Origin of the sequence: Bacillus sp. REN16, from assembly GCF_020731355.1 — a bacterium.
In the GTDB taxonomy this organism is placed as follows: domain Bacteria; phylum Bacillota; class Bacilli; order Bacillales; family Bacillaceae_L; genus Ferdinandcohnia.
In genome coordinates this window covers 310,101-334,515 of record NZ_JAJFZK010000005.1, presented here as the reverse complement: position 1 = coordinate 334,515, position 24,415 = coordinate 310,101, and the positions used below count along the sequence as shown (strand labels likewise).

Annotated in this window: 27 protein-coding genes; 3 read left to right on the top strand and 24 right to left on the bottom strand. The window is 39.6% G+C overall.

All coding sequences use genetic code 11. The annotated features are described in order from the left end of the window. Positions 1-6: 6 nt before the first annotated feature. The 10 genes from LKW28_RS08870 to LKW28_RS08825 form a co-directional block, all read right to left on the bottom strand. Positions 7-1,524, bottom strand: coding sequence for an AMP-binding protein (locus LKW28_RS08870; RefSeq protein WP_229139993.1), 1,518 nt, complete (start codon positions 1,522-1,524; stop codon positions 7-9). Continuing rightward, on the bottom strand, positions 1,511-2,338 hold the full coding sequence (locus tag LKW28_RS08865) for an SDR family NAD(P)-dependent oxidoreductase (protein ID WP_229139992.1): 828 nt from the start codon (positions 2,336-2,338) through the stop codon (positions 1,511-1,513). The genes LKW28_RS08870 and LKW28_RS08865 overlap by 14 nt, the downstream gene beginning before the upstream one ends. Before the next feature lie 661 nt (positions 2,339-2,999). After that, positions 3,000-3,461 carry a hypothetical protein gene (locus LKW28_RS08860; protein WP_229139991.1) on the bottom strand — a complete coding sequence of 154 codons (462 nt, stop codon included), beginning with the start codon at positions 3,459-3,461 and terminating at the stop codon, positions 3,000-3,002. 68 nt (positions 3,462-3,529) lie between these two features. Beyond that, positions 3,530-3,847, bottom strand: coding sequence for a hypothetical protein (locus LKW28_RS08855; RefSeq protein WP_229139990.1), 318 nt, complete (start codon positions 3,845-3,847; stop codon positions 3,530-3,532). A gap of 66 nt (positions 3,848-3,913) precedes the next feature. Beyond that, positions 3,914-4,570: an MOSC domain-containing protein gene (locus tag LKW28_RS08850; protein ID WP_229139989.1), complete on the bottom strand. Its 657-nt coding sequence runs from the start codon at positions 4,568-4,570 to the stop codon at positions 3,914-3,916. A gap of 68 nt (positions 4,571-4,638) precedes the next feature. Further along, positions 4,639-5,208: a DJ-1/PfpI family protein gene (locus LKW28_RS08845; RefSeq protein ID WP_229139988.1), complete on the bottom strand. Its 570-nt coding sequence runs from the start codon at positions 5,206-5,208 to the stop codon at positions 4,639-4,641. Between the two features lie 101 nt (positions 5,209-5,309). Then, positions 5,310-6,434, bottom strand: coding sequence for a M20 metallopeptidase family protein (locus LKW28_RS08840; RefSeq protein ID WP_229139987.1), 1,125 nt, complete (start codon positions 6,432-6,434; stop codon positions 5,310-5,312). Positions 6,435-6,473: 39 nt separating this feature from the next. After that, the gene (locus LKW28_RS08835; protein ID WP_229139986.1) at positions 6,474-7,226 is read right to left on the bottom strand and encodes a hypothetical protein; all 753 of its coding nucleotides are present in this window, start codon (positions 7,224-7,226) and stop codon (positions 6,474-6,476) included. Positions 7,227-7,231: 5 nt separating this feature from the next. Beyond that, positions 7,232-7,693 carry a hypothetical protein gene (locus LKW28_RS08830; RefSeq protein ID WP_229139985.1) on the bottom strand — a complete coding sequence of 154 codons (462 nt, stop codon included), beginning with the start codon at positions 7,691-7,693 and terminating at the stop codon, positions 7,232-7,234. A 118-nt stretch (positions 7,694-7,811) separates the two neighbouring features. Next, entirely contained in the window at positions 7,812-8,945 is a 1,134-nt protein-coding gene (locus LKW28_RS08825; protein WP_229139984.1) for a zinc-dependent alcohol dehydrogenase, read from the bottom strand. A gap of 214 nt (positions 8,946-9,159) precedes the next feature. Here LKW28_RS08825 and treP point away from each other — a divergent pair, with 214 nt between their 5' ends. Together treP and treR are read left to right on the top strand one after the other, a co-directional pair. Then, on the top strand, positions 9,160-10,587 hold the full coding sequence (gene treP, locus LKW28_RS08820; RefSeq protein ID WP_229139983.1) for a PTS system trehalose-specific EIIBC component: 1,428 nt from the start codon (positions 9,160-9,162) through the stop codon (positions 10,585-10,587). A gap of 95 nt (positions 10,588-10,682) precedes the next feature. Further along, a complete protein-coding gene (gene treR, locus LKW28_RS08815; RefSeq protein ID WP_229139982.1) occupies positions 10,683-11,399 on the top strand; it encodes a trehalose operon repressor in 717 nt (238 codons plus the stop codon). A 291-nt stretch (positions 11,400-11,690) separates the two neighbouring features. Here treR and LKW28_RS08810 read toward each other — a convergent pair whose 3' ends face one another. The 5 genes from LKW28_RS08810 to LKW28_RS08790 all read right to left on the bottom strand — a co-directional run bounded on the left by LKW28_RS08810 (position 11,691) and on the right by LKW28_RS08790 (position 15,404). Then, positions 11,691-12,284, bottom strand: coding sequence for an NADPH-dependent FMN reductase (locus LKW28_RS08810; RefSeq protein ID WP_229139981.1), 594 nt, complete (start codon positions 12,282-12,284; stop codon positions 11,691-11,693). 192 nt (positions 12,285-12,476) lie between these two features. Beyond that, positions 12,477-13,061 carry a putative ABC transporter permease gene (locus LKW28_RS08805; RefSeq protein ID WP_229139980.1) on the bottom strand — a complete coding sequence of 195 codons (585 nt, stop codon included), beginning with the start codon at positions 13,059-13,061 and terminating at the stop codon, positions 12,477-12,479. 110 nt (positions 13,062-13,171) lie between these two features. Beyond that, entirely contained in the window at positions 13,172-14,359 is a 1,188-nt protein-coding gene (locus LKW28_RS08800; protein WP_229139979.1) for a DUF2812 domain-containing protein, read from the bottom strand. Then, a complete protein-coding gene (locus LKW28_RS08795) occupies positions 14,352-14,672 on the bottom strand; it encodes a PadR family transcriptional regulator (protein ID WP_229139978.1) in 321 nt (106 codons plus the stop codon). Before LKW28_RS08795 ends, LKW28_RS08800 begins: the two co-directional genes overlap by 8 nt. A gap of 135 nt (positions 14,673-14,807) precedes the next feature. Continuing rightward, on the bottom strand, positions 14,808-15,404 hold the full coding sequence (locus LKW28_RS08790) for a class I SAM-dependent methyltransferase (protein WP_229139977.1): 597 nt from the start codon (positions 15,402-15,404) through the stop codon (positions 14,808-14,810). 85 nt (positions 15,405-15,489) lie between these two features. On the opposite strand from LKW28_RS08790, the gene LKW28_RS08785 reads away from it, so the two are divergent. Then, a complete protein-coding gene (locus LKW28_RS08785) occupies positions 15,490-15,906 on the top strand; it encodes a hypothetical protein (protein WP_229139976.1) in 417 nt (138 codons plus the stop codon). 59 nt (positions 15,907-15,965) lie between these two features. Here LKW28_RS08785 and LKW28_RS08780 read toward each other — a convergent pair whose 3' ends face one another. The 9 genes from LKW28_RS08780 to LKW28_RS08740 form a co-directional block, all read right to left on the bottom strand. Further along, complete coding sequence (locus LKW28_RS08780; protein WP_229139975.1) at positions 15,966-16,727, bottom strand: isoprenyl transferase; 762 nt, start codon at positions 16,725-16,727, stop codon at positions 15,966-15,968. 59 nt (positions 16,728-16,786) lie between these two features. Continuing rightward, positions 16,787-16,996 (bottom strand): helix-turn-helix domain-containing protein, encoded by a 210-nt coding sequence (locus LKW28_RS08775; protein ID WP_229139974.1) that lies wholly within the window; start codon positions 16,994-16,996, stop codon positions 16,787-16,789. A gap of 10 nt (positions 16,997-17,006) precedes the next feature. After that, on the bottom strand, positions 17,007-17,498 hold the full coding sequence (locus LKW28_RS08770) for a DUF2975 domain-containing protein (protein WP_229139973.1): 492 nt from the start codon (positions 17,496-17,498) through the stop codon (positions 17,007-17,009). Positions 17,499-17,639: 141 nt separating this feature from the next. Then, entirely contained in the window at positions 17,640-17,834 is a 195-nt protein-coding gene (locus LKW28_RS08765; RefSeq protein WP_229139972.1) for a hypothetical protein, read from the bottom strand. A gap of 15 nt (positions 17,835-17,849) precedes the next feature. Beyond that, a complete protein-coding gene (locus tag LKW28_RS08760; protein WP_229139971.1) occupies positions 17,850-18,767 on the bottom strand; it encodes a DMT family transporter in 918 nt (305 codons plus the stop codon). Positions 18,768-18,987: 220 nt separating this feature from the next. Beyond that, entirely contained in the window at positions 18,988-20,592 is a 1,605-nt protein-coding gene (locus LKW28_RS08755; RefSeq protein ID WP_229139970.1) for a bifunctional diguanylate cyclase/phosphodiesterase, read from the bottom strand. A gap of 132 nt (positions 20,593-20,724) precedes the next feature. After that, positions 20,725-21,723 (bottom strand): LacI family DNA-binding transcriptional regulator, encoded by a 999-nt coding sequence (locus tag LKW28_RS08750; RefSeq protein WP_229139969.1) that lies wholly within the window; start codon positions 21,721-21,723, stop codon positions 20,725-20,727. Between the two features lie 69 nt (positions 21,724-21,792). Continuing rightward, a complete protein-coding gene (locus LKW28_RS08745; RefSeq protein ID WP_229139968.1) occupies positions 21,793-22,674 on the bottom strand; it encodes a DMT family transporter in 882 nt (293 codons plus the stop codon). A gap of 67 nt (positions 22,675-22,741) precedes the next feature. After that, positions 22,742-24,412, bottom strand: a complete 1,671-nt coding sequence (locus LKW28_RS08740) for an amylo-alpha-1,6-glucosidase (protein WP_229139967.1) — start codon at positions 24,410-24,412, stop codon at positions 22,742-22,744. Positions 24,413-24,415: the final 3 nt, after the last annotated feature.

Here is a 24,415-nt window from a genome sequence, read left to right as displayed (position 1 = left end):
TTCTCGTTAAAATAGCTGTTTTTTGTCAAGTTTACCTAATGTTGTGTAGGGCAGATGTTCAACAATTGTAATTTCTTTTGGGAGCTGGAATCTGGCTACCCTTGGGCGCAGCCACTCTAGTAATTCTCCCTCTGTTATGTATGCATTTTTTTCTGGGACGACATATGCTTTTAAGCGTTGGACGAATTGTTCATCGTCCGTTCCAATAATCGCAACGTCATGGATCTGTGGGTGTTGGATTAGAATTTGCTCTACTTCGATGGGGTAGACATTTTCCCCACCCGAAATGACCATATCATCCATTCTCCCGCATAAAAAATAATATCCATTTTCGTCACGGTATCCCGCATCGCCTGTTTCAATCCAAGTTTTTTTGAGAATAGACCAATCATTTTTCATACAAAGTTGACCGATGGTGCTGGAAGGAACTTCATTTTTGTTCCGATCTAGGATTCTTATATTAAGTCCAGATATCTTTTTTCCGATTGTTGTGGCCGAATACCTTAAGTCCTGTGGGGTGGCAATGAAGCTCAAGCCGGATTCTGAGGTCCCGTACAGATTGTATAGGACTGGGCCCAGTATTTGAAACGTCTCCTCGACAAGCTTTGTAGGGAGTTTTGCCCCACCTGATGCGATACATTTGAGCGTTTGTAAATCTTCTGTGTTCGTTTGTAGCATTTTTTGGAGCATTAATGGGACAACGGTGACAACCTCAATTGTATGCTGACGAATGAGGTTGCGGGCCTTTTGGGCATTGAACCCGCTTGTAATCACAACCTTTTTCCCTAATGGCATAAATAAAAGCAAAACGGCGATCCCATACCCGTGGTAAATTGGGGTTGCAATGTATGCATTGTCGTAGTCCAAAATCTTCAATCGCTTGATAAAAGCTACAAATGGATTTAAATAATGAAAAAGAGATGGTTTGTGTGCCGCGTCTTTGGACATCCCCGTAGTGCCGCTGGTTTGTAAGATGAGTTTCCCTTTGGTGGTTCTCGTTAGTGTTACTTGATTCTTAGAATGCAGGAAATTACTAATAGCTGGTAAGTCGGGATGATAGCTTAAAATCTTTTTGGTGGCAAAGTTTTGAATGGTTGGGCTCAGTTCGTCATCATAGATAATGAGGTCGAACTTGTGTCGCTCGGCGAAACCGTCGAACTGTTGCTTGCTGATTTCTGTGTTTAATAGATACAGGTCAGCCCCCACCCGAGATACAGCAAAAATGGATTTTACAAGTGATGCATGATTTCTGCATAAAATACCCACTTTCTGTCCACTGCGGAGTTGGGATTTTTCTACTAAAGAATGTGCTAGTTTTGTTGATTGATCTAGGAGCTGTTTATAGGTGAGTGTTTCGTGATCATCCACGACTGCAATTCGATCGCTGTATTTCTTTTCTGCAAAATGTAAGAGTGTCATCAAATTGATTCCGCATGTGGAAACGGCTCTGAATAAATGGTACAACGCAATTGGAGAAAGCAATTTTATTTTATATAACACATAGAACAATTTAATTAATTTCATTGCGTTTCCCCTTCTTTGAAAAATCCCCTAAATTCATTATGAAAATGGATACTAGTTGTCCAAAGATTAGCCACCATGGTTGGTATTTTTTTCTGCGAGTGTACATTGATTTACAGATGACTTTTGCAGCATGCTGTTGCGACATTGCAGGCACATCGAGATATCCAGCTGTTGGTTCTATCATCGGTGTCCGGACTAAAGGTAGATAAATTGAAGTTATTTTCACATTCTTTAATTCCGGTGAAACTGATCTTAGCCACACGTCAAACGCCAATTTCGATGCCTGATAGGCTGCGAAATATGGAACAGGTGCTAGCCTTGCGTTGATGGTCGATACATTGATAATCTGCCCCTGGCTTTTCTGAAGCAAAGGAATAATAGATAATACTATTTTTACAGGTACAAAGTAATTAATCGCCATCGTCCGTGTGAAGTCGTGTTGTCGGTCAAGAGATTCGTAGATGGACCTTCTTATGGAGAGTCCGGCATTATTGATGAAGATATCTAAAGTTGACCGATTGTGTAAAAAAGCTAGAAAGTTGTTAAGCTCGTCCTCTTTTCTAAGGTCTGCTTGAAAAATACTTACTTTAGCGGTTTGCATTTCGATTTCATTTTTGATGATTTCGAGCAACTCACCTCTTCTCGCGACAAGAATTAGATGGCAATTGATGTCTGCCAGTTGATAGGCGACTTCTTTGCCGATGCCCGAACTCGCACCGGTGATGAGGATAGTTTTGCCGGAAAGTGTGGAGTCGAGCTTTTGTTTGTTTAAAGATGTAGGTAAAAATATAAGGGATTCTAGCAATTTTCGCATGTGAGCACCTTTTTCATATGTGATCTTTGAAAACTAGATTGGATGAAAGACTATTTGGCGGATATGGTTGATCGTTCGGGACTTCATCGTGCTTATGAAGTACTTTCTCGCGGATCGGGCGACTCGTTCGGGTCTTCATCAACGTTATGAAGACCTTTTTCGCGGGCCGGGCTGATCGTTCAGGTCTTCATCTACCTTATGAAGACCTTTTTCGCGGGCAGGGCTGATCGTTCGGGTCTTCATCTACCTTATGAAGTACTTTCACCCGGGCCGAGTAGCTCGTTCGGGTCTTCATCGGGCTTATGAAGAACTTTTACACGGGTAGGGCGGCTCGTTCAGGTCTTCATCTACCTTATGAAGTACTTTCACCATGGCCGAGTAGCTCGTTAGGGACTTCATCGAGCTTATGAAGACGTTTCACCCGGGCCGGGCAGCTCATACGGGTCTTCATTAACAATATGAAACTATTTTTAGAATAATTCAGGTCTTTATCCTACCTATGAAGAGGATTTCACACGACCAGGTTGGCTGTTTTCCTCTTCATCCCGCCTATGAACGGGATTTCGCCTTACGCCGATGATCGTTTTCCTCTTCACCCTGCTTATGAAAAGGATTTCACCTGATCCGAATAACTATTTCCCTCTTCATTCTAAGCAAACTATTAATCTTTTATTAAATGGACAACTTCCCCTTCTCGTTGAACTTGAAATGTCAGATCATCGCTTACTTTTAAAACCGTTGCACTCTCTGCAAGTGTTTCCCCGAAATAAGAGATGCTATATCCGATGGTAGTCGGGTAACCATATACATAGCAAACTACTTTTCCATCCTTGAGAAACACAATTTGATTCATGCCCTCACTCATAGTTTCACTGATGCGGTCCCATTTATAGCCCACGATTTCATAGATTTGTTCCTTCGGAGTGTATGGGCTAAAGGAATAGATCGTATCCCATTCGAAAGGGGTGACATCCGTAAGTTCGATTGTTTCAACCGATTGTCCAATGGACAAAATTTGTTCCCGTAGTAATTCCTCATTCTTCTCCCACAAATCTTTCTTAAATAATAAGAAACCAGCAATAAGCACGATTCCTATAATGATGATCATCTTTTTATTCTTCATCCAACTTCCCCCCTTACATTAACTTCAACAAAAAGGGCGTTAATCCTGCTAGGATCAACACCCCGAAGTTACTCTAATTTCCGTTCAATCGAGTACCAGGCATACAACCGCATCAGTGGAAGGTATAAGGCAACAAACCCTATTAGCGAATATATACTACTTCCCAAAAATAACATTATTGCCAAAACAAATCCGAGAATTGCTTTAACTTTTCCAGATGTACCGTTAATTGGCTCATTCCCACCAAATACAGTTTCCCAGCCCTTTAATGTTTTTGAATAACAACGATCATGATAGGCCTTGACGCTAATAAAATACGCTGTGATAACAAGATCACTTTTATCTGTAATTTCTGCCGAACATTTGTCGCAATAAATGGTTTTCATCACTCCAACTCCCAGGCTAAACTTGTTATCTTATATACGGTTTTACCAAATAAAGGTTTCGATAAATTAGTGACGGGCTGCCAGTTTAGTTAGCCGTTCTTTTAACATGTCTTTCCACTCATCGGCCAATTCTTCCACCGCTAAAATCCTTTGTATCCCCTCAATATCCCGTGGTCTTTTAAAATAGATTTCATTGGCCTCTAGAATGGAGACTTGGTTGGGATTTCTCTCCTCTAATGAAATAGTAGAATCTTTTCGAACTGTTCCTTCTTTTAAAACACGTGCCAAGTATCCTGTAAAGCCAGTTTGGACCATCATTTTTAAAAGATGAGGGTTGTTGGTTCTTTTGGTAATCGTGCTGCACGGAACTCGACCCTGGGTGATTTGAATGACAGCATCTCCGATCCGATAAACATCACCGATACACACATCTTTTTCTTCCATATTCGTCAGCGTTAAATTTTCCCCAAAAGCCGGAAGAGGAAACTGCACTAAAAATTCATTCTGCCACAATGAATAATGTTCATATGGATATACACAAACAGCGCGGTCGGGACCACCATGATGCTTTAAATCGGCTACTCCATCCCCACTGAATCCGTCTTTTGTCAAAAATGCTTCTTCTACAGCCTGTTTTCGAATTCCTGTCACCATTTCCTCATTTTTTCCGTACGTCATTTTTTTCGGGAGCCCAATTGAAAAATTCTTGATTTCGATTGTCATGGCTACTCCCCCTTTCTATCTTTCATTCTATTATACTGGAAGAAAATAAATGCGGATACCGCGTCACATCATCCTTCCATCAACCGATTCCGCTCTCCCTTGTAAAATTCTCTTGTGAACACGGGATGGCTTAATGCACCGAGCTGTTCAGCAATGACAAGTGCAAATTCTACATAGGCATGCCCTTGCGCTGTAATTACATTTCCTTTCTTCACAACTGGTTCATATCGGAATTTTTCCTCATCAAAACAACCAAGGAAATTTCGTTGTTCTTGATGGAGAGTGACTGTATATGGTTTATCTTCGAGTACTCCCGCTCTTGCTAGCACATATGCCCCACTACAAATGGCGGCAGTTAGTTTATTATGTTGGTAAAAGTTCTGGGTGATTTGAAATAGCTCTTTCGTGTCCTTGACATGAATCAGGTCTCCCCCTGGAATGATGATCGCCTCGTATTCCGTCGGGTCGACCTGCTGATACATAAGATGCGGCACAAATTGAAGCCCCGATTCACCAGTGATCGTGTTGAGTGAATCCGCAACTGTTACGACCTGGTGGGTTCCTCTTAGCATTGCAGTCGCCACGGTTATCTCGAACTCAGAAAAAGTATCATAAATGGCGAGTAATATTTTTCTCAAAAAAAAGCACCCCTTTTCTTTAGCAATTCTACAAGTCTGAAATATTTCCCTTCTTGGATTCTACTATGTAAAAAGATGCCATCAGAACAACTTTCATAAATTTATGTTCTAATTCCAGCAAGCCCTTTAAACATTTCTACCCCGATTTCAATGATTTCATCGCGAAAATCATATTCGTAGGTGTGGATGGGAGGATGGGTTTCGCCGTTTCCAATATAAAAATAGGCACCTTTTACAAGCTTTAAATAGTGACCATAGTCTTCTGATGCACGATATGGGGTGGTTAGCTCACGTAATGGAAATCCTATTCCGGCTGCTACTTGGCGCACTTTATCAACTGAATCCTTATGATTGACGGTTTCTGGGAATTCATCCTGATAATGAAAATGAACGGTGATGCCCTGTTCTTTTCCTAGCTTTAATGCAAGTTCTTCAATGCTTTGTTGAAGCATGTTTAATTCCGCTTCTTTTTCAGCACGGATTGTTAATCGTAGGGTACCATTATAGGCGGCAATCCCGTAATTCTCCGAACCAATATCGACCTGAATAATAGTACATAGAACGAGACCCTCGTATTTATCAGGTGATGTTAACGCAACAAGATTATCTATGATTCTAGCAATTGCAAAAGAAGGATTGATTCCATTTTCCGGTTGACTGGCATGGGCAGGTGAACCGATCATTTCAATGGACATTCCTTTTGAGGCACAATGGGCTGTACCATCAATTACATGAACCGTATTGAACTCAATTCCCGACATGTTATGATAGCCAAAAATTTCATCGATTTTTTCTTCCAGAATGACTTCAGCACACTCGATACCACCTTGGCCAGTCTCCTCTGCATGCTGGAAGAGGAAAACGATATTTTGATCAGCGCCCTTTTGATCCACTTCAAGCGCAAACCCAGCAAGTGTGGCAGAATGACCGTCATGGCCACATTTATGGGAAACTCCCGGAACCGTCGATTTCCACGGAAGTTCAATTGTTTCTGGGATTGGGAGAGCATCAAAATCCGCGCGAAATGCAAGAGTGGGTTTATCCTTACCAGCTGTATATTTCGCATAAAAATATTTTCCTTTGTCGATGATTACTAAGTTAGTAGTATGTTTTTTTAGGAAATTGATTAAATGCTGTTTCGTCCACACTTCCTGATAAGACAATTCAGGATGCATATGTAATTCATGACGAAGCTGAATCGCCAATGCTAGATTTTTTTTATCCACTGAAATCACCCCTGTCGGTTCCTTAAAAGATTTTGTTCACTACTCACTTTCGTTATTCCGAAGTTCCTCTCTTCGTTCCTTATGTAAAAGAAGCACCTCGTAAACGGCTTGTTGAGGGTTTGTCTCATTAATAACCGCTGAGGTATATATGGAGTTATACAAATTTCCTTCATTAAAATTCTCCCCTGTAAACTCATAAGGAATCATCGCCCGAAATACATCATAAGCGCTGCCCCCATCAACTTTCCTCATACTAAACGGATGGATATTCAAGAAGTCCACTAATGCGCCAGCCATTTTTCCGGACATTTCTTCCATATTTTCTTGATTGATATCTTTAATCACAAAATTGGTCGTTTCTAAATACTTGTTGAAATCCCAGATGTTCGAAAAATTGGATTCCTCGGTAAAAGCATAATAATCATTTATTGCCTTTTCTTTATCTATTAAAATTCCAAAATGTTTTTTATAAAGCTCAGGTGCATAATGAAGAAACGCAACATCCATATAATTATTATTCATTCCAATCACCGGCAGTCCCCCGGCATCCCCTTGAAAAAGGTAAGCATGAAATTGAATATCAGGATTGGATTTCGGTGCTACCAACAACACATCATAGCCTTCCTTATTCACTCCCACTACCTCAATGAACTCAAATTCTTCCATAAATTCATGCTCTAAATCTCCTAATGTTATTTCTATATTCTTCTTCCCGCTTTTTGGAGCACATGCTGTTAGTGTGATGACACACAATAAAATCACAGCAAACCTTGCCCGCTTCCAACGATACATCTCCTTCACTCCCTAAATTGATATGAAACGATCAATTTCGTATTTGGTAAATATTCAAAGGTCATATAACGCCCCATATGTTTACGTTTGATTTTTGTTGAATTGAACCATTCCCCGTTTACTTCAACTTCATTGTCCCAACTTTTCCCTAGATCATCTACATAGTCAATGAATCCTTCTTCATACGAATAGTCTCTTTGTATAACGTTTGGGAAATCTTTTAGATACGGTACGCTCACATATCCTAAAAATACGGTAACAAGCACAAAGGCAAGCAGAGCCCCTGTTAATTTCATAACACTTTTAAAATTCTCAAACAGCCCATCCTTTTTGCTCTTCTTCCTAGGCTTTGTTTTTCGTTCACGAATGGCCTCAATTGTTAACGCAATGACGATCCATGGTATGATAATGATGGCCATTAAAACAATTGCCAAGCAAAAAATAAGAGTGAACCAATAAGACCACATCTGTATCACCCTCCTGTCTATCCACTACAAGCACTCCTATTTATTCCATTTTACTAAATTATGTCACAAGGGGTATCATAAAAAAATCGACAAGCACAGGACTTGTCGAGAAATGATTTTATGGTTTTAAGACTACCTTGATACAATCATCATCACGGCCGTTGAAGATTTTGTAGCCGTGGCTTGCTTCGTCAAGGGACAGCTTGTGGGTGATGATATCAGTTGGGTCGAATTCTTTATTGATGATTTTTTTATACAACTCTGGCATAAAATGAACTACAGGAGCCTGGCCCATTTTTAAGGTGATGTTACGTGCGAAAAACGCACCTAGTGGAAACATATTATAGTTTGCACCGTATACCCCAGTTAGCTGCACCGTGCCGCCTTTTCGAACAGCCTTTGTTGAAATTTGAATCGGTCCAAGTGTTCCACCTTGAAGCTTTAGCTTTTGCTCAATGAATTCAAGTGGTGATTTTTTACCATCCATTCCGACACAATCAATGACAACATCGGCTCCGCCACTTGTAATTTCCTTTAAATGCTCACCCATGTCATCATTTTTTGTAAAATCAAACACTTCTACTTTATTGGTTGCCTTGGCATGGTCCATTCGGTAACCAAGGTAGTCGACTGCGATGACGCGTTTTGCTCCTTTCATCCACGCAAATTTTTGCGCCATTAACCCGATCGGCCCACAGCCAAGAATAATGACGGTGTCTCCTTCCTTCACTCCGGCATTTACAACACTCCAATAGGCAGTTGGAAGAACATCACTAAGAAAAAGCAATGCCTCATCTTCTAACTCGCATGACTCTGGAATCTTAAAAGGAGTAAAGTTTCCGAAAGGGACCCTTAAGTATTCTGCTTGGCCACCTGGGTGGTCACCATATTTTTCGGAATAGCCAAAATAGCCACCTGAATCATAATGCGGATTTGAGTTGTCACATTGGCTTTCCAGTTCGTGTTTACAATAATAGCATTTCCCGCAAGCTACATTAAATGGGATAACTACCCGATCCCCTTTTTTCACATGAGTGACTTCAGGACCTGCCTCCTCGACAATTCCCATCGGCTCATGTCCAATCACATACCCATCTGGCAGTGGGATATTTCCTTGATATAAATGGAGGTCAGAGCCACAAATCGCCGTCGAGGTGATGCGAACGATCACATCATCCCTTTTAATGATTTTTGGATCCTCTACCTCTTTGACTTCAACCTTATATGGATTTTGGTACGTGACAGCCTTCATTATTTACACCCCATTCATGTATTGGTTTCTGGTTATTTTTTGCGATGGATGGAAAGTTATTCTTCAACTGTTTTGGCATAATAATCCTTTATTTGCAGAGGTTAAATAAAGGCGATAAAAAATAATTGACAGACATGTATATACAGGTTAAACTGAAAACGTAAACATAACTTGTATATACAGGGTCGTCCTGTACAGTAAGGGGGAAAAATCAATGAGTAAGTACACTGATCCTGCGAAGGAATTACTTGCCCACATTGGTGGTAAGGAAAACATCGCAGCTGTGACACATTGTGCGACTAGAATGCGCTTCGTTTTAAATGATCCGAAAGATGCAGATATAGAAAAAATTGAAGGAATTGGGCTTGTAAAAGGGACGTTCACCCAGGCTGGTCAATTCCAGGTTATTATCGGAAATGAAGTTTCTACTTTTTATAACGAGTTCGTAAAGCACGCTGGTGTTGAAGGTACAAGCAAGGAAGAAGCAAAGGTAGCTGCAAAGCAAAATATGAACTGGCTGCAACGTATGATGGGGCATCTGGCTGATATTTTTACACCGATTATTCCAGCACTTGTTGTCGGAGGTCTGATTTTAGGTTTCCGAAATGTAATTGGTGACATTAAATTAATGGAAGACGGTACCAAAACAATTGTTGAGGTCTCACAGTTTTGGGCAGGTGTTCATGCGTTCCTTTGGTTAATTGGTGAAGCGGTTTTCCACTTCCTGCCGGTGGCCATTACATGGTCCATTACACGTAAAATGGGAACCTCACAAATCCTTGGTATTATTTTGGGGATTACGCTTGTATCTCCACAATTGCTGAACGCATATGGGGTTGCAAATGCAGATGAAATTCCGGTATGGGATTTCGGCTTTGCACAGATCGAAATGATTGGTTATCAAGCACAGGTTATTCCAGCTATTTTAGCAGGTTTTGTACTTGTTTATTTAGAGCGTTTCTTCCGTAAAATTTCACCAAACTCGATTTCGATGATTATTGTTCCGTTTTTTGCACTAGTTCCTACTGTATTAATTGCACATACCATTCTTGGACCAATCGGTTGGACTATTGGTTCTGGCATTTCTAGTGTAGTATATTCAAGCTTAACCTCAGCATTTGGCTGGTTATTTGCAGCAGTCTTTGGATTTGCTTATGCACCACTTGTAATCACTGGTCTTCACCATATGACAAATGCGATTGACCTCCAATTGATGAGTGAGTTTAACGGAACAAACCTTTGGCCAATGATTGCATTATCCAATATTGCCCAAGGTTCAGCAGTTCTTGCTATGATTTATATTAATCGTAAAAATGAAGAAGAAAAACAAGTTTCCATCCCAGCATGTATTTCTTGTTACCTAGGTGTAACAGAGCCTGCGATGTTCGGTATTAACTTAAAATACGGCTTCCCATTCCTAGCTGCGATGCTTGGCTCAATGGTTGCAGCGATCATCTCAGTCGGCAGTGGCGTAATGGCTAACTCCATCGGGGTTGGAGGTATTCCTGGAATTCTTTCTATCCAAGCAGGACATTATTTAATGTTTGCAATTGCGATGGTAGTGGCGATTGTCATTCCGTTTATTTTAACTGTCATCTTCGCAAAAGCAAATGTCGGTAAAATTTCATTTGGTAAAAAGTAAACTTGGCGGGAGGGGAATAAAATTTCCCCTCCCCTTTTTCGCTTTAATGCAGTAAAATGATATATAAATATTTATTAATCGATTGGGGATTCTTTATGAATAACAAGTATCTAACAATCTATAGTGATTTAGTAGAAGAAATTAAAAATGGAAACATCAAGGCAAATAGCCTTTTACCTTCTGAAAATGAGTTAAAGGACACATACAAGACCTCTCGCGAAACGATTCGTAAAGCGCTGAACCTGCTTTCGCAAAATGGGTTCATTCAAAAGATGAAGGGCAAAGGATCCATTGTCATTGATGTCAATAAGTTTGATTTCCCGGTTTCGGGGCTTGTCAGTTTTAAAGAGCTCGCCGAGAAAATGGGAGACAAGCCGAAAACAAATGTGCACGAGTTGACGGTTGGAAAACCGGATACTTTTATTAAGCAGCAACTTCAGCTTTCAAGTAAAGATCAAGTATGGAAGATTGTCCGTTCCAGGGAAATGGGCGGAGAAAAAATTATTTTGGACAAGGACTTTATTTCGCGTAAGTATGTCCCGGAGCTTACTAAGGAAATAGCCGAGGAATCGATTTATGCGTATTTGGAAAATGAGCTGGAGTTAACGATTAGTTTTGCAAAGAAAGAAATCACGGTTGTCGAGCCAACTGATGAAGACCGCGAGCTTCTTGATTTAGACGGGTTTCATAATGTTGTGGTCATCAAAAACTATGTGTATTTGGATAATGCCAGTTTATTTCAATACACCGAGTCCCGCCATAGACCCGACAAATTCAGGTTTGTGGATTTTGCGCGAAGGACACATGTGTAGTGGATCTACGAAGACGCATATCTTGTCGTGACGATGCATATCACGCGGCGAAGATGCATATCTTGTTCTGACGATGCATATCCAGCTGCGACGATGCATATCTAGCGGCGAAGAAGCATATCTCGATGCGAAGATGCATATACCGCTGCGACGATGCATATATCCCAGGAATGACGCATATCTTGTCGAGACGATGCATATATCCTAAAAATGACGCATATTTCGTCACCGTGACGCAATAAAACAAAAACAGGATGGCCCAACAAAGGGCTCATCCTGTTTTTTCTTTTATTAGCGAACTGTTTTTAAAGCTCCGCTCCAAGATACTACTTGGTCTAACATTAGGTTTACGTTGTCTAGGTGTAAAGCTTGTGGTTTGAAGTCTGCACCGTTTTCGAAATCAGTGAATAATGAAAGTGTTGGATGTGTACGAACGTCAGCAATCATTAATTCACCCATGATTCCACGTAGGTGTTCAGCAGCACGTGCACCGCCAGTTGAACCGTAGCTTACGATACCAGCAGCTTTGTTGTTCCAAGCTTCACGAGCTAGGTCTAACGCATTTTTCAATGCACCAGTGATAGAGTGGTTATATTCTTGAACGATGAATACGAATCCATCAAGATTAGCTAATTTTTCATTCCAAGCAGCGATTCCAGGTGCATCTGCTTCACCTAGGAATGGTAATTTGAAGTCTGCGATATCTACAATTTCGTAGTTTGCATCTCCACGCTTATCAGCGATTTCCTTTACCCATGCTCCAACTTGAGGACTTACGCGTCCTTGGCGAGTACTACCTAAAATAATACCAATGTTTAATTTTTCGTTTGACATTGTATCTTCCTCCTTTTGTTGATTACCAAAAAGTTTATCTAATAAACCCATGACCTCTCTCCTTATATTAAAGGATATTTTTGTAAAATACCTTTAATTCACTTATCTTAGAAGTATTTATCTTAGCTTCGAGATAATAATATCTTAAAAGGAGATTCTTGTCAACCAAAAGACTTACTTTAAGGATTTAATTTTCAAAATAATAAAGACCAAATCGTCGATGATTTGATCTTAAAAAGTGAATTATTGTATTGGATTTCCTGCACGTACTTTTTCCGGGATATGCCTTCTAATCGCAAATAGAAGTTCTCCAAGAAAATAGAGTGCGACAGTTGGCCAGATCCACGCCCAATAGCCTCCGACCGCACTGTATAATGTGTTTATACCGGGATGAACAAAGAGCAAACACACTAGTGATAAGGCAATCCAACAAACCGAATATGAAAAACAAATATGTCCTTGCAACTGCCACTTATGCCCTGAGTAATCCCACCATTTCCGGCCAAAAAACCATTCTAGAAGAAATCCGCTAAAATACTCCACTACTGTTGGAATGAGAAAACAAAGCAATAACACCACGGGCCAATGCATATCCTTTCCAATCAAAAGGATGAGTAATAGAGGTGCGAACCCGTACATTGGTTTAAAAGGTCCAAAGAAAAAATTATCCTTAAAAAACACTCGTTTCCGGGCAAAGTTATAACTGTTTTCTAAGAGCCAGCCTAAAAAAGAATAGATGGTAAAGAAAAAGACAACAGCCATGGCCCCATCCCATGATAAAAGCACAGGAATTTCTAAATCAAAACCACTTACTAAACTCTGTAACACTGACAAATCACCTCAAGGAGAATATTCCCATTTAGGATTTGCGTGTTGCTGGCTAAATATACCTATTTTTTGGAACAAAAGCGCGATAGTTTAATAGAATCGTCCCGAATTCAGTTCAACTTCTCTTCGATCGCTTTTACGACCGAATTCATATCTTTATAGCCATAATAGCGAACATAAATGACATCTTTTCCTTTGGAAGCGAAAACTTCTTTAAACTCCTCATCCACATGAACGATTAAAGAATCGAAATGTGGATTCTTTGTTTCAACATAAGCTTCCATACTCTCATTATCAAAGTTATACCTTTTTATTAAATCTGAAATCAGGTTATCTGTCATATAAGGAAAACTCAATTGATAAAATTTTGTTTCAATACTTGGTGAATATTCACCGCTCCCGTCTGCCCAAAGCTCCCCTGGAACCAACCCATTTTCACTTGATTCATATTGAACAGGTGCAAACGGACTCCAATTGGTTGAATAGCTATTTCCCCAATCTACATTATCTATAAACTCAGACTCGCCCCGAACCAATGCAGGATTCTGTTCTACATCCGCTAATCTGACAATCGGTAAGTTTAGACTTCCTTCTGGCAATGTTTTCGTATCCATTTTTACAAGTTGTGTGATTGGAACGATGGTGGTCAATCCAGAAACAATCATAAAAATTAAAGCGATGACTGAATTTAGTCGGTGGTGCCTCTTCCATGGGGCATGATGGTCTATCGGTTTACCTTCAATTAAATTTTTTCGTAAAGCGCGAATGGAGATCGCCGCCAGCAGTGAATTATAAGCCTGATACCCGATGATAAGCGACAAAATCGTTTGTGTAATAACTAACCCTTCTATCAAAATATAGGTTGGTGTCCCATCAAGAAACCAAACGGAAGACATCAAGCCTATTATTAAAAGCATCGCGAAAACAACAAAAACTGCATTTGAGACTAACTTTTTATCCAATTCCTTTAACGTATAAGACTGCTCGGCAGGATCTGTATGTATCTCTGGTGCATCACGCTCTTCAGGTGATGAAAAAACTTGGAAATATTGATATTTCGTCACATAATCCCAGCCGCTTTCCTCATACATCTCGATTTGTTCAGGTTTCATTTTTCTTTTCATTGAAATTTCGATTCTGTACCTCATTTTTTTTGGTTCAGCTTTTACAAAGTGAGCAAAAAATTTACCCATCTTTTTGAAATGTAATCCTTCAGCAGCCATATCTTGAAACCAGCTTTCATGCTCACCAATTCGCCAATAATCACTGGGACGAATTTTTCGAACGATCTTACTCATTTTCAACGCCCCCCTCTAAAATGTTCCCGTCTTGAATCATAGATTTGAGTCGATCATACTCAGCCCTTAATGCCTGTTCACCATCTTGTGTAATTTCATAGGTCTTTCTCCTGCCATCATCCTCTGCTAATGAGATAAGACCGTCCTTTTGCATTCGTGCGAGCACACCGTATAGTGTCCCAGGACCCATTTTGACTCTGCCTTTCGAAACATCTGTAATTGCTTGCATAAGCTGATATCCATGGTTCGGATGCATTAATGCCAGTAGCACATAATACATCGCTTCGGTCATCGGTCCCCCATTATATGCCATTTCCTACATCCCTACTTTCGTTTTTCGAGATATTATGTCTCTCGATATTATGCGTTGCGATATATCGGATAACATAATAATACTTTATAAAATAGCGCTTGTAAATAATAAAAAGACCATCAATATGATGGCCGCTCACTTTATACTACTAGATATAAACATTGAAGCATCTTGTTTCATAAAAATTCGATTACCATGATGGAATGTCTTCATTTCAATTGAGGTAAAACCAACGTCTGATAATGCTTTTTTCATTTCTTCATGTGTAAAACCGTTATGAACTTTCGGGTGATATATGTTTTCGTTTATATCAAAATCTACAATAAGAAGCTTGCCGCCATCATTTAAAATGGTGTACAATTCTTGTAAAATTTTTTTAGTGTCTGGAATATGTAGAAGGACGAGTGACAGTAAAACAATGTCGGCCTTCAGTTCAGGTGTATCTTGGGTAAAATCTGAATACAGTACTCTGGCGTTGGTCATTCCTTTGTTAGTAATTTTAGCTTTCGCAACCTCTAGCATTTGTTGTGATGAATCTACCAACAAAATAGAATCAACCAAATCCGATAATTCTAAACTGATGAGACCAGTACCACTCCCATAGTCAATTAATGATTTAGATTGACTATTTTGTAATTCCGGTCTTACTTCTTTCAGTATTATTTTAGCTAATTCCATTCTTTCTTCTGTATCATATCTTTTTGCCAGTTCTTCAAACACGTTATTTTCCATATTCAACACTCCTATACTCACTGTTATCTGTATTATGTGCGTTTCCAGTTCATTTATTGGGAACAATACCTTTGAGGTGATGTAAATGATTAAAAAGGTTTTGGTAGGTATCTTTGTTTTACAATTAATTTCAACACATGCTGTCGCTGAAACGAATCAGCAGGTGCAAATATTCGATATAAGCCAAGGTAAAGTGATAAAATATGTAGAAGTAACCACTGATTTACAACAAGAAGTTGAGAAATTTCTTGAGGGTATATCAGGTGTATATGCTAAATACAATCCGATCCCGAATCAAGGATTTATGATTAGAATTCCTTTAGAACCAAATATTATGGTGAGGAGCCAATGGTTTGATGACCTTGTTGATGAAGTAACCATTATTTTTCCAAAGCAAGAAAATCCCTATTTAATGGTATTTGATGATGAAAACAATTCTTATTTCTTAACATTTACAGGTGACACAACGAAACTTTTGTCATTATTGAATTTTGATCTATAATAAATCAAAAATGGAGTACGAAATGATTTTACCAATTCGTACTCCATTTTACTATGTTTTTATATCCCGCCATACCTTCTCTTACGTTGGCGGTATTCTTCCAGCGCTTGCAGGAATTCCTTTTCGGAGAAGTCTGGCCATAGTACATCAGTAAACCAGAACTCCGTATAGGCTAATTGCCAGAGCAAAAAATTGCTTAATCGTTTTTCCCCTCCTGTGCGAATGAGCAAATCAGGGTCTGGTAGATCGGCTGTATACAAATACTTGGAAAAATGCTCTTCATCCAGTTCGTCTAACGAAAATTTTGACTCTTTCATATCCGTAAACATGTCTTTCATCGCATTTAATATCTCGCTTCTGCCCCCATAATTTAGCGCAAAATTCAACTGAAGACCATCATTATCACGAGTACGGTCGATCCCATATTGTATGGCTTCACGTGTATGTTCCGGAAGATTTCTCATATCCCCGATTGCCTCAATACGGACATTGTTGGAGATAAGCTCCGGAAGATAAATATGAAGAAATTCCTTAGGAAGTCTCAAAATAGAGTCTACCTCAGGTTTTGGGCGTTTCCAATTTTCAGTAGAAAACGTATAAAGAGTTAGAATCTTCACCTTACATTTGACCGCCGACCTGACCATTTTTACGACAGCAGATACTCCTTCTTTATGACCTGCAACCCTGGGCAAGCCCCGCTTTCTGGCCCAGCGTCCGTTTCCATCCATCACGATTGCTATATGCTCCGGTGTTTCGTGTTCCGGACAATGGAAGGATTCTTTTGTTTGTTTATGATTGATAAAAGGAATTTTCATTGCCATTGTTTATCCCCTCGAAATTTTGTTATGCAATGGGACATTGTACCTGTCCCCATGTCCCATTATTCATCACTTCGGTATTCTAATAGGTCACCTGGTTGACAGTCTAGGGCTTTACAGATTGCTTCTAATGTAGATAGTCGAATGGCTTTGGCCTTTCCGTTTTTCAAAATAGAAAGGTTCGCCATGGTGATCCCGACTCTTTCAGAGAGTTCAGTTACGCTCATTTTCCGTTTAGCTAACATTACATCAACATTGATTATAATTGCCATTTTTTTCACCTCAGACCGTTAAATCATTTTCTGTTTTTATACGTATAGCTTCCTGTAAAAGTTTTTTGAGGACTGCTGCAAAGACGGCGATCACCATTGAAGCACCAACAACAACCATTCCGATTAAGACGAGGCCTGGTGCATCATCCCACTGCGCAACGATAAAGACGAAAGGCAGGCCAGCCAAATACAAGACACTGATGGTGATGGCACAGTTTCTAATTTTCTTTAATGCACTGACAGATTGGTCTGAGAACGCAATGCCCTTATCAATATAATTTAAAAGCTTAAACGCTTGAAACAACGCAATATAATACGGGACGGCTGAAATATACATAAGTGTTAGAATGCCAAGTACCATATACCCCAATGTTGAACCATCTGCGACTTCTCCAATTGCGACAGTCGCTATCTTAGGTAACCCGAATATGCATAGGGCTAAAATGGGAATTCCCATTACAATTACAGCAAACTTTAAAAAAAGTGTTGAACTTTGTTTCATAAAAAAAAACACCTCATTTATTTAATGTCAATTTAATTTAACATATTTTTTATCGTTTTACAATAAAATATTATTGATTATTGTTCCCTTTTTATTGCGAACTATAAATTTAAATCAAAAAAAGCGCCCATTTTGGACACTTTACGCAAAACGCCAAATATAAATGGCTACCGCAATCAATGAGAGCAGAATGACCACTACATAGATTACGGTTAGGTTGATGCTGTTTCTCTTTGTTTTTTCACGGTAGTTTTCATCGCCTTTTCCCGCTATCAGCATTGTGCCGATCAATGCCATAACTCCTAGTATGATAACTAATATGATGGCAACTTGCATTTTTGATCACCTCGATTATAAAGTTGTCTCATTTTCTAAGATTGATTTTTTGGGAAGTCTTTCGCTTGTTTCCTGAACGATAATTACAGCGGCAATCACCATCATAATCCCGACGTATTGCCACATCTGCAATGTTTCCTGGAATACAAAAAAGCCAATGATGGCTGCAACGACTGGTTCTATGGTTGCAATAATAGAAGCTCTGCTTGATTCAACATACTGTAATCCTTTGGTATATAGGATAAATGCGAGCATCGTTGATAGAAATCCCAGTCCAATGATGTATAGCCAGGATTTGATATCTGTAAACAGATTCAACGCTGACCAGATTCCGCTGAATGGGGTTACGGCAACTGCAGCAAAAATGAACGTATACACTGTGACCGTAAGTGAATCATATTTTTCAAGAGCAAACTTGCCAAAGATACTATAAAGCGCGTAAAAGAAGCCGGATCCGATTCCCACCACTAACCCAAAGAGTGAGATTGTCCCTGAAAACTTTGGAAAAACCCCAACAACAAAGGCACAGCCCACAATCGTTACAGCAAGGGCCAGCATTTTTCGAATGGTGAGCTTCTCTTTAAATAGCAGTCTTGCAAAAATAGTGACAAAGGCGGGTGCCGTATAGAGTAGAATCGCGGCAACTGAAATCGAGGTTTCCTCTATCGCAACAAACATACACCAATTAAAAAGGACAATACTAATAATACCTGTCCCAATAAAGTATTTGCTGTCCGAACCTTTGATTTTGAATGCTTTTGGATTTTTTAATAAGGTATAGGTAATCAGAAAAATGGAAGCTGCGATTGCTCTTACTGCCACAACCTGTAATGGCGTAAAACCAATTGCGTATAGATTGCTTACAAACAAGCCAATAATCCCCCATAATGATGCACCTGCAGCAATTGAAATCCCCGCCATTTTTTTGTTCACAAGCAGCTCCTCCGATTTAGGTATTGCCCATATGTTACCAAAAATAAAAGGACTTGGAAAGGTATAACACTCCTTTAAAGTAATAAAAAACGCTAAGCAAATAGCTTTGCTCAGCGTTTATTCCTTATCTTATAGGTATTGCAATTTCTTCTTCACCTAAGAGCACTTTAAGTACTTCGGCTTATATCGTAATAAATCATACATTCAGGAAACTCTTTTCTTAATAAAAATGATACTTGTTTTTCCCATCTCGCTTTGCTTCAAACATGGCCATGTCCGCATGTTTCATAAGGGTCCCTCCTTTTTCTCCATGTTCTGGGAAAAAGGCAATCCCTATACTTGAAGTCACAAAAACAGTAACGTCACCGATGATAACCTCCTGCTGAACAGATTGAATGATCGTTTCGGCTAATCGCGTTGTCTCCTCGAGGGTTGTGTCCGGAAGGAAGATATTAAACTCATCCCCTGCCATCCTTGACAGCACACCTTTTTCAGATACTAGCTCCTTTAATCGCGAGGATATATGTTGAATTAAAGTGTCACCCACATCATGACCATATGTATCATTAACCACCTTAAACCCGTCTAAATCAAGAAATAATACCGAAAGTGGTTGCCCCATGTCAATTGCTTTGTCCAGTTCCTGAGTAAAGTATCTCCGATTTGGAAGTCCTGATAATCCATCGTAGAAGGCAAGCTGGTACATCATTTTTTCAGCTTCCTTACGTTCAGTAATGTTAGTAAAAAATACTTGGACATATGTCTCCTCATCCATTTCATAAGGGAAAGCTGAAACTTCTGCATGAATGGGCTGCTTATTCACCCTAATCATGACTTCCTCAATGGCTTCAACAGGCTTATCATTGCGCATTGTCTTCCATCTATTTTTAATAATTTGATGGTAATCCGGATGGATGAGGTTGAGAAAATGCATGCCAACGAATTGCCCTGTATTTTTGCCACCTAAGATTTCAATACCGGTTGGATTAATATATTGGACAATTCCAAATTTATGAATGATGATCCCGACCGGTGCAAGTTCCACCAAACGTTTGTAATGCTCTTGACTCACAATTAAGCGAATTTGCAATTTCTCGTCACGGCTTGCTTGAAAAAGGAGAAGTCCAAGTAATGTAATAATAAAAATTGTTATTGCAGTTGCAATTGTATACCCTGATAAAACATATCCCCCAAGATTTTCACCGTGTTGATGAAGATCTACCTTTTCAAAGATTGTTGCACTCATTCCAATGTAGTGCATACTAGCAATGCCACTGCCAAAAATAATGGAGCCGACAAATCCAAACCATGTTGCTTCACGATATTTAGAAAATAACCAAAATGTCACCCAAGCCCCTACTATTGCCGCTAAGAGTGAAAGCAACAACAATAAGGCAGCATAGGTAAGATTCGCCTCCATCTGCATTGATCGCATGCTTAAATAATGCATGCTAAAAATACCAAGACCCATTAATAGGCTACTTATGGCCACCGTTTTGTTCTTTTGCGAATTTGTGATAAGTGAAAAAGCAAGTATTGAGAATATTACAATCAGACATAAGGAAGCAAAAACGAGCCAAATATTGTAGGTTACCGTCACATTAATATGTACTGCTAGCATTCCGATGAAGTGAACGGCCCATACACCGCCGCCCATCACGAGCGATGCTGAAATCAACCAAAACTTATCGCTTTTTGTACTTTTTTTATTCCGATTGATTAAATGAAGTGCAACATATGAGGTAAAGATACCAATCAATATTGACAGAATCACCATCCATAGATGGTACTCAGTCGTATAGCTTCCTTCAGTAGAAAACAACATATATAAAACACCTTTTTTACAGATTTATTTCGGCGCTGTCACCGCCTTATCATTAGGATGGATTAATTAAAAAAATACATTCTACTTACGATAAAAAAACCACGAAACATTAGTCCCGTGGTTTTTTTGATTTTATTCCTTCACCTTCGCAGCACTGCCTCTGACGATGAGCTTTGTGTGAATGGTTATTTTTTTACAGATTTCGCGTTTGGTTGCGATCCGCTCGAGCAGCAAGTCGACCGCGGATTCTCCCATAATCTCTGTATATAGCTTAACTGTGGTGAGCGGTGGCACCATGTATTGCGCGGAGGATACATCGTTAAAGCCAACGATACTAAGGTCCTTTGGAATGTTGACACCTAGTTCATAGGCCGCTTTGTAACAGCCGACTGCAATTGAGTCATTGGCTACAAATAGGGCTGTTGGCTTTTCTTTTTGGCTTAACATTTCCTTAAGAATCTGGTAGCCGTCCTTTGGATTGTAGCCGCCAATTTTAACGAACTCCTCTTTAAAAATACCTTTGTCCTTTAGATAGGATTCAAAAACATCCTGTCGTAAGTCCTTGAAGCGATTGCCGTACATATCGGTTTCGACACCGCCAATAAACCCTATGTTTTGATGACCTAAGTCAGCCAAATAGTTGAGTGCTTTTTTCGTTGCTGAGTTAAAATCAATTACCACGGCATCGAAATGATCCTCATCGGGGTTTGCATCCACAAAGACTGATGGCTTTTCCAGGCTCTTAATAAATTCAATATCTACTTTTTTAAAAGTTCCAAGGCAGATGATTCCGTCCATTTTTGAGAGACTTCTTTTTGTATCGTCTTTGGTGATTTTTACAATTTCCATCCCCATGCCTTCAAGCTTCTTTTCAAGCGCGACTCGAATCGAAAGATAGTAGGTATCGACCAATTCCTCTTCAAGTGAATACGAATAGTAGAGTCCCACTAGCCCTTTCTTTTTCGTCTTTTTCTTTTTCGGGGTGATAACATAATTTAATTCCTCTGCTGCTTCAAAAATCCGCTTTCTTGTCTCTGGTGCTACATTTAAGGTTTCGTCGTAGTTTAATACCCGAGAGACCGTTGCCATGGAAACCTGTGCTAAATCTGCTATATCTTTAATCGTCGCCATTTTACATACCCACTTTGTTCGATATACTCTTATTGTACTACACTAAAAGTCACTACTGGAAAAAGTTTGCTATACTGCTTCTTTGTATGTTTTTTTCTTTAAAAATTTTAGCTTTGTTTCGGAAATGATGATGGCTATCAGGATCAAGATTGCTCCGATGATCATTTTGAATGTTAACACTTCACTTAAAATGATGACAGAGAATACCATTCCCCAGAATGCTTCTGTTGATAAAATGATAGCCGCATTCGTTTCGGTTGTGAATTTTTGTGCGACGGTCTGCAATAAAAAGGCAATCGTTGTTGAAAACACACCTAAGTATAAAACTGCTGATACCCCTTCTAAGCCAGCTTCAATATTCGTTTCGCCCTTGAATAGAACGACGATAAATCCTAGGATCGTGGCAGCTGCCATTTGAACAACCGTTAACAAAACTGGATCTTCATCTTTTACAAACTGTGCTGTGTAGAAAATATGGAATGCGAATCCAACTGCACATAATAATGTAAGGAAATCCCCAAAATTGACACCACCTGAAAGCTTCAGTGATAACACACCAACACCAGTTATCGCAAGTACTGCACCAAATAGCTCAAATTTATCCATTTTTCGCTTAAAGATGAAAAACGCAATAATCGGCACTATCACCACATTCACCGCGGTTAAAAAGGCATTCTTCGATGGTGTGGTATACACCAATCCAACTGTTTGGAGAGCAAATGCCAAGTATAAAAAGATTCCAATGATCGAACCTTTGATGATCGTACTCTTTTTGATATGCTTTAGTTTCTTAAAAAAAACAAGACTTAACAAAATGACTCCAATAAGAAAACGGATTGCAAGGATTTGATACGGCGTAAAATGGTCAAGCGCCATCGCACTCGCTACAAACCCACTTCCCCAAATAATGGCTACAATTGTTAAACCTAGTTCTCCAATATATTTCCGCATCTAAACCTCCACCAAATGGGTCAGAGGGACGGGTCCCTCTTCCCAATTTTTATGTTTGTTGGACAGTTTACCTGTCCCCTTGTTTCATGAATTGCAGAAAGACGCTTGATGTCCATGTGAAGGAGGTGTCGACGAGTCCTTTTCCGTTTTGTGGGTCGAAGTTTTCTGCCATGCCACCGACAAGTGTAAGATCTAAATATTTCTTTCTGATTCTTTCTCCAATTTCACTGTATCCAAAGTTTTCTAATGAATCAACAAAAAGATAGGTGACAGGTGCCCAAATTGGTCCTAGCCAGTAGCCATTTTCTTTATAAAGTGGACTAGTTGGCATTTCGGTTGCAAATCCAAATTTCATCTCGAAGTTTTCCACAAGATCATCTACAAGACGGTCCATCACTTTTTTATCGAGACGGTACCCGATTAGTACAGGCAGGCGTAAAATCAAGCTTGAGCGAATATCGATTTTTTCAGCATCCTTCCCGACACGTCCAAAGAATCCATCTTCATCATGAAGTCGCTCCATTAACAGAGCAAATGTTGCATCAGCTTTTTCAGTGAACTGTTTCGCTTCCGCCTCTTCCCCAAGAATACCAGCAAACTTCGTTAAAATATCGTACGTTCTGATTAAAAAGCTTGCAAGATCTGGTGCCTCAACCGGCATGCCGCGATGGAATAACGACGCATTATCCCAGCCAGAGTCATTGCCATGCTTATAATGTGGAAGTCTACCTTCATATGTTCGGTATAAGTCAAAGTACTTTGTGACTTTTTTCGTCGATTCATAAATCTCTCTAAGACGGCCTTCTTCTATAAAATAGTCATTCATATCCATAAGTTTTTCATAAACATATGCGAAGATTGGCGGTTTAATACAGTTATAAGATACAAATTTATCATTCACAAAGTCAGGATAGGCCCCTGATTCATCCTGTGTATCAATGAAGATTTTTAATTGTGAATAGGCAAGCTCAGGATACTTAGCTCCTAAGTTTAATGCATTAAAGCAATTGTCCCAAGACCAGATGTTATACATCCATAGCTTGGACATATACATCGCATATTCATTTAGGAGGCCATGTGGATGAACCATACTTGACCAGGTGATATATGCTGCACGGTCAATGGATGCTTGGTAGACTTCATTTTTCTCAGTGAGATTTTCTACCCACTCCTGAAAGTGTTTCTCTACCTTTTCTTTGCCTGCTGCAAAGTTGCCGTATTCCTTTTGCGTATACACTGTGCGATAGCTTTCGATGACAAAGTGACCATTGCTCATGCGAATATCAATAAAATCATTGCCAATCACATTCCATGGCGCTTCAACGGACATCTCACCAGAAAGCCTACTAATCATTAGCTTTAATTCCTTCGGATAGATGTGGTATTCAAACATCCCATCCTCATATTCATGTAGAGTGTCGTACTTCACTTTACTAGCCTGTAAGCGGACCTCGACTCCACTTGTCTCAATATGAAGCTCATCCTCTTCAGGAAGGATGATTTCCGCATATTTCCCTGAATCCTCAACTAAGTAGAAGCGCAAGGAGTTTGATGTTGCGAGAATGTCAAACTCTTTCTCCACACCATCCTGTAACAGATCAAATTTAAAAAGCTTTGATGGTGCGTCATCCCCACCATGAACGTCTCTTATATAAATTTCCTCAGAATCCTTCTCCTTTGATACACAAAAATAGGAACCAAATCGTGAAAAAGGGGTTTCCCGAATATCTAATTTCATCTA

Bases quoted from the DNA above. Each gene is read 5' to 3' on its own strand.
- LKW28_RS08870 (WP_229139993.1), bottom strand. From the start codon at position 1,524: ATGAAATTAATTAAATTGTTCTATGTGTTATATAAAATAAAATTGCTT.
- LKW28_RS08865 (WP_229139992.1), bottom strand. From the start codon at position 2,338: ATGCGAAAATTGCTAGAATCCCTTATATTTTTACCTACATCTTTAAAC.
- LKW28_RS08860 (WP_229139991.1), bottom strand. From the start codon at position 3,461: ATGAAGAATAAAAAGATGATCATCATTATAGGAATCGTGCTTATTGCT.
- LKW28_RS08855 (WP_229139990.1), bottom strand. From the start codon at position 3,847: ATGAAAACCATTTATTGCGACAAATGTTCGGCAGAAATTACAGATAAA.
- LKW28_RS08850 (WP_229139989.1), bottom strand. From the start codon at position 4,570: ATGACAATCGAAATCAAGAATTTTTCAATTGGGCTCCCGAAAAAAATG.
- LKW28_RS08835 (WP_229139986.1), bottom strand. From the start codon at position 7,226: ATGTATCGTTGGAAGCGGGCAAGGTTTGCTGTGATTTTATTGTGTGTC.
- LKW28_RS08830 (WP_229139985.1), bottom strand. From the start codon at position 7,693: ATGTGGTCTTATTGGTTCACTCTTATTTTTTGCTTGGCAATTGTTTTA.
- LKW28_RS08825 (WP_229139984.1), bottom strand. From the start codon at position 8,945: ATGAAGGCTGTCACGTACCAAAATCCATATAAGGTTGAAGTCAAAGAG.
- treP (WP_229139983.1), top strand. From the start codon at position 9,160: ATGAGTAAGTACACTGATCCTGCGAAGGAATTACTTGCCCACATTGGT.
- treR (WP_229139982.1), top strand. From the start codon at position 10,683: ATGAATAACAAGTATCTAACAATCTATAGTGATTTAGTAGAAGAAATT.
- LKW28_RS08810 (WP_229139981.1), bottom strand. From the start codon at position 12,284: ATGGGTTTATTAGATAAACTTTTTGGTAATCAACAAAAGGAGGAAGAT.
- LKW28_RS08800 (WP_229139979.1), bottom strand. From the start codon at position 14,359: ATGAGTAAGATCGTTCGAAAAATTCGTCCCAGTGATTATTGGCGAATT.
- LKW28_RS08795 (WP_229139978.1), bottom strand. From the start codon at position 14,672: ATGGCATATAATGGGGGACCGATGACCGAAGCGATGTATTATGTGCTA.
- LKW28_RS08790 (WP_229139977.1), bottom strand. From the start codon at position 15,404: ATGGAAAATAACGTGTTTGAAGAACTGGCAAAAAGATATGATACAGAA.
- LKW28_RS08785 (WP_229139976.1), top strand. From the start codon at position 15,490: ATGATTAAAAAGGTTTTGGTAGGTATCTTTGTTTTACAATTAATTTCA.
- LKW28_RS08780 (WP_229139975.1), bottom strand. From the start codon at position 16,727: ATGGCAATGAAAATTCCTTTTATCAATCATAAACAAACAAAAGAATCC.
- LKW28_RS08775 (WP_229139974.1), bottom strand. From the start codon at position 16,996: ATGGCAATTATAATCAATGTTGATGTAATGTTAGCTAAACGGAAAATG.
- LKW28_RS08770 (WP_229139973.1), bottom strand. From the start codon at position 17,498: ATGAAACAAAGTTCAACACTTTTTTTAAAGTTTGCTGTAATTGTAATG.
- LKW28_RS08765 (WP_229139972.1), bottom strand. From the start codon at position 17,834: ATGCAAGTTGCCATCATATTAGTTATCATACTAGGAGTTATGGCATTG.
- LKW28_RS08755 (WP_229139970.1), bottom strand. From the start codon at position 20,592: ATGTTGTTTTCTACTGAAGGAAGCTATACGACTGAGTACCATCTATGG.
- LKW28_RS08750 (WP_229139969.1), bottom strand. From the start codon at position 21,723: ATGGCGACGATTAAAGATATAGCAGATTTAGCACAGGTTTCCATGGCA.
- LKW28_RS08745 (WP_229139968.1), bottom strand. From the start codon at position 22,674: ATGCGGAAATATATTGGAGAACTAGGTTTAACAATTGTAGCCATTATT.
- LKW28_RS08740 (WP_229139967.1), bottom strand. From the start codon at position 24,412: ATGAAATTAGATATTCGGGAAACCCCTTTTTCACGATTTGGTTCCTAT.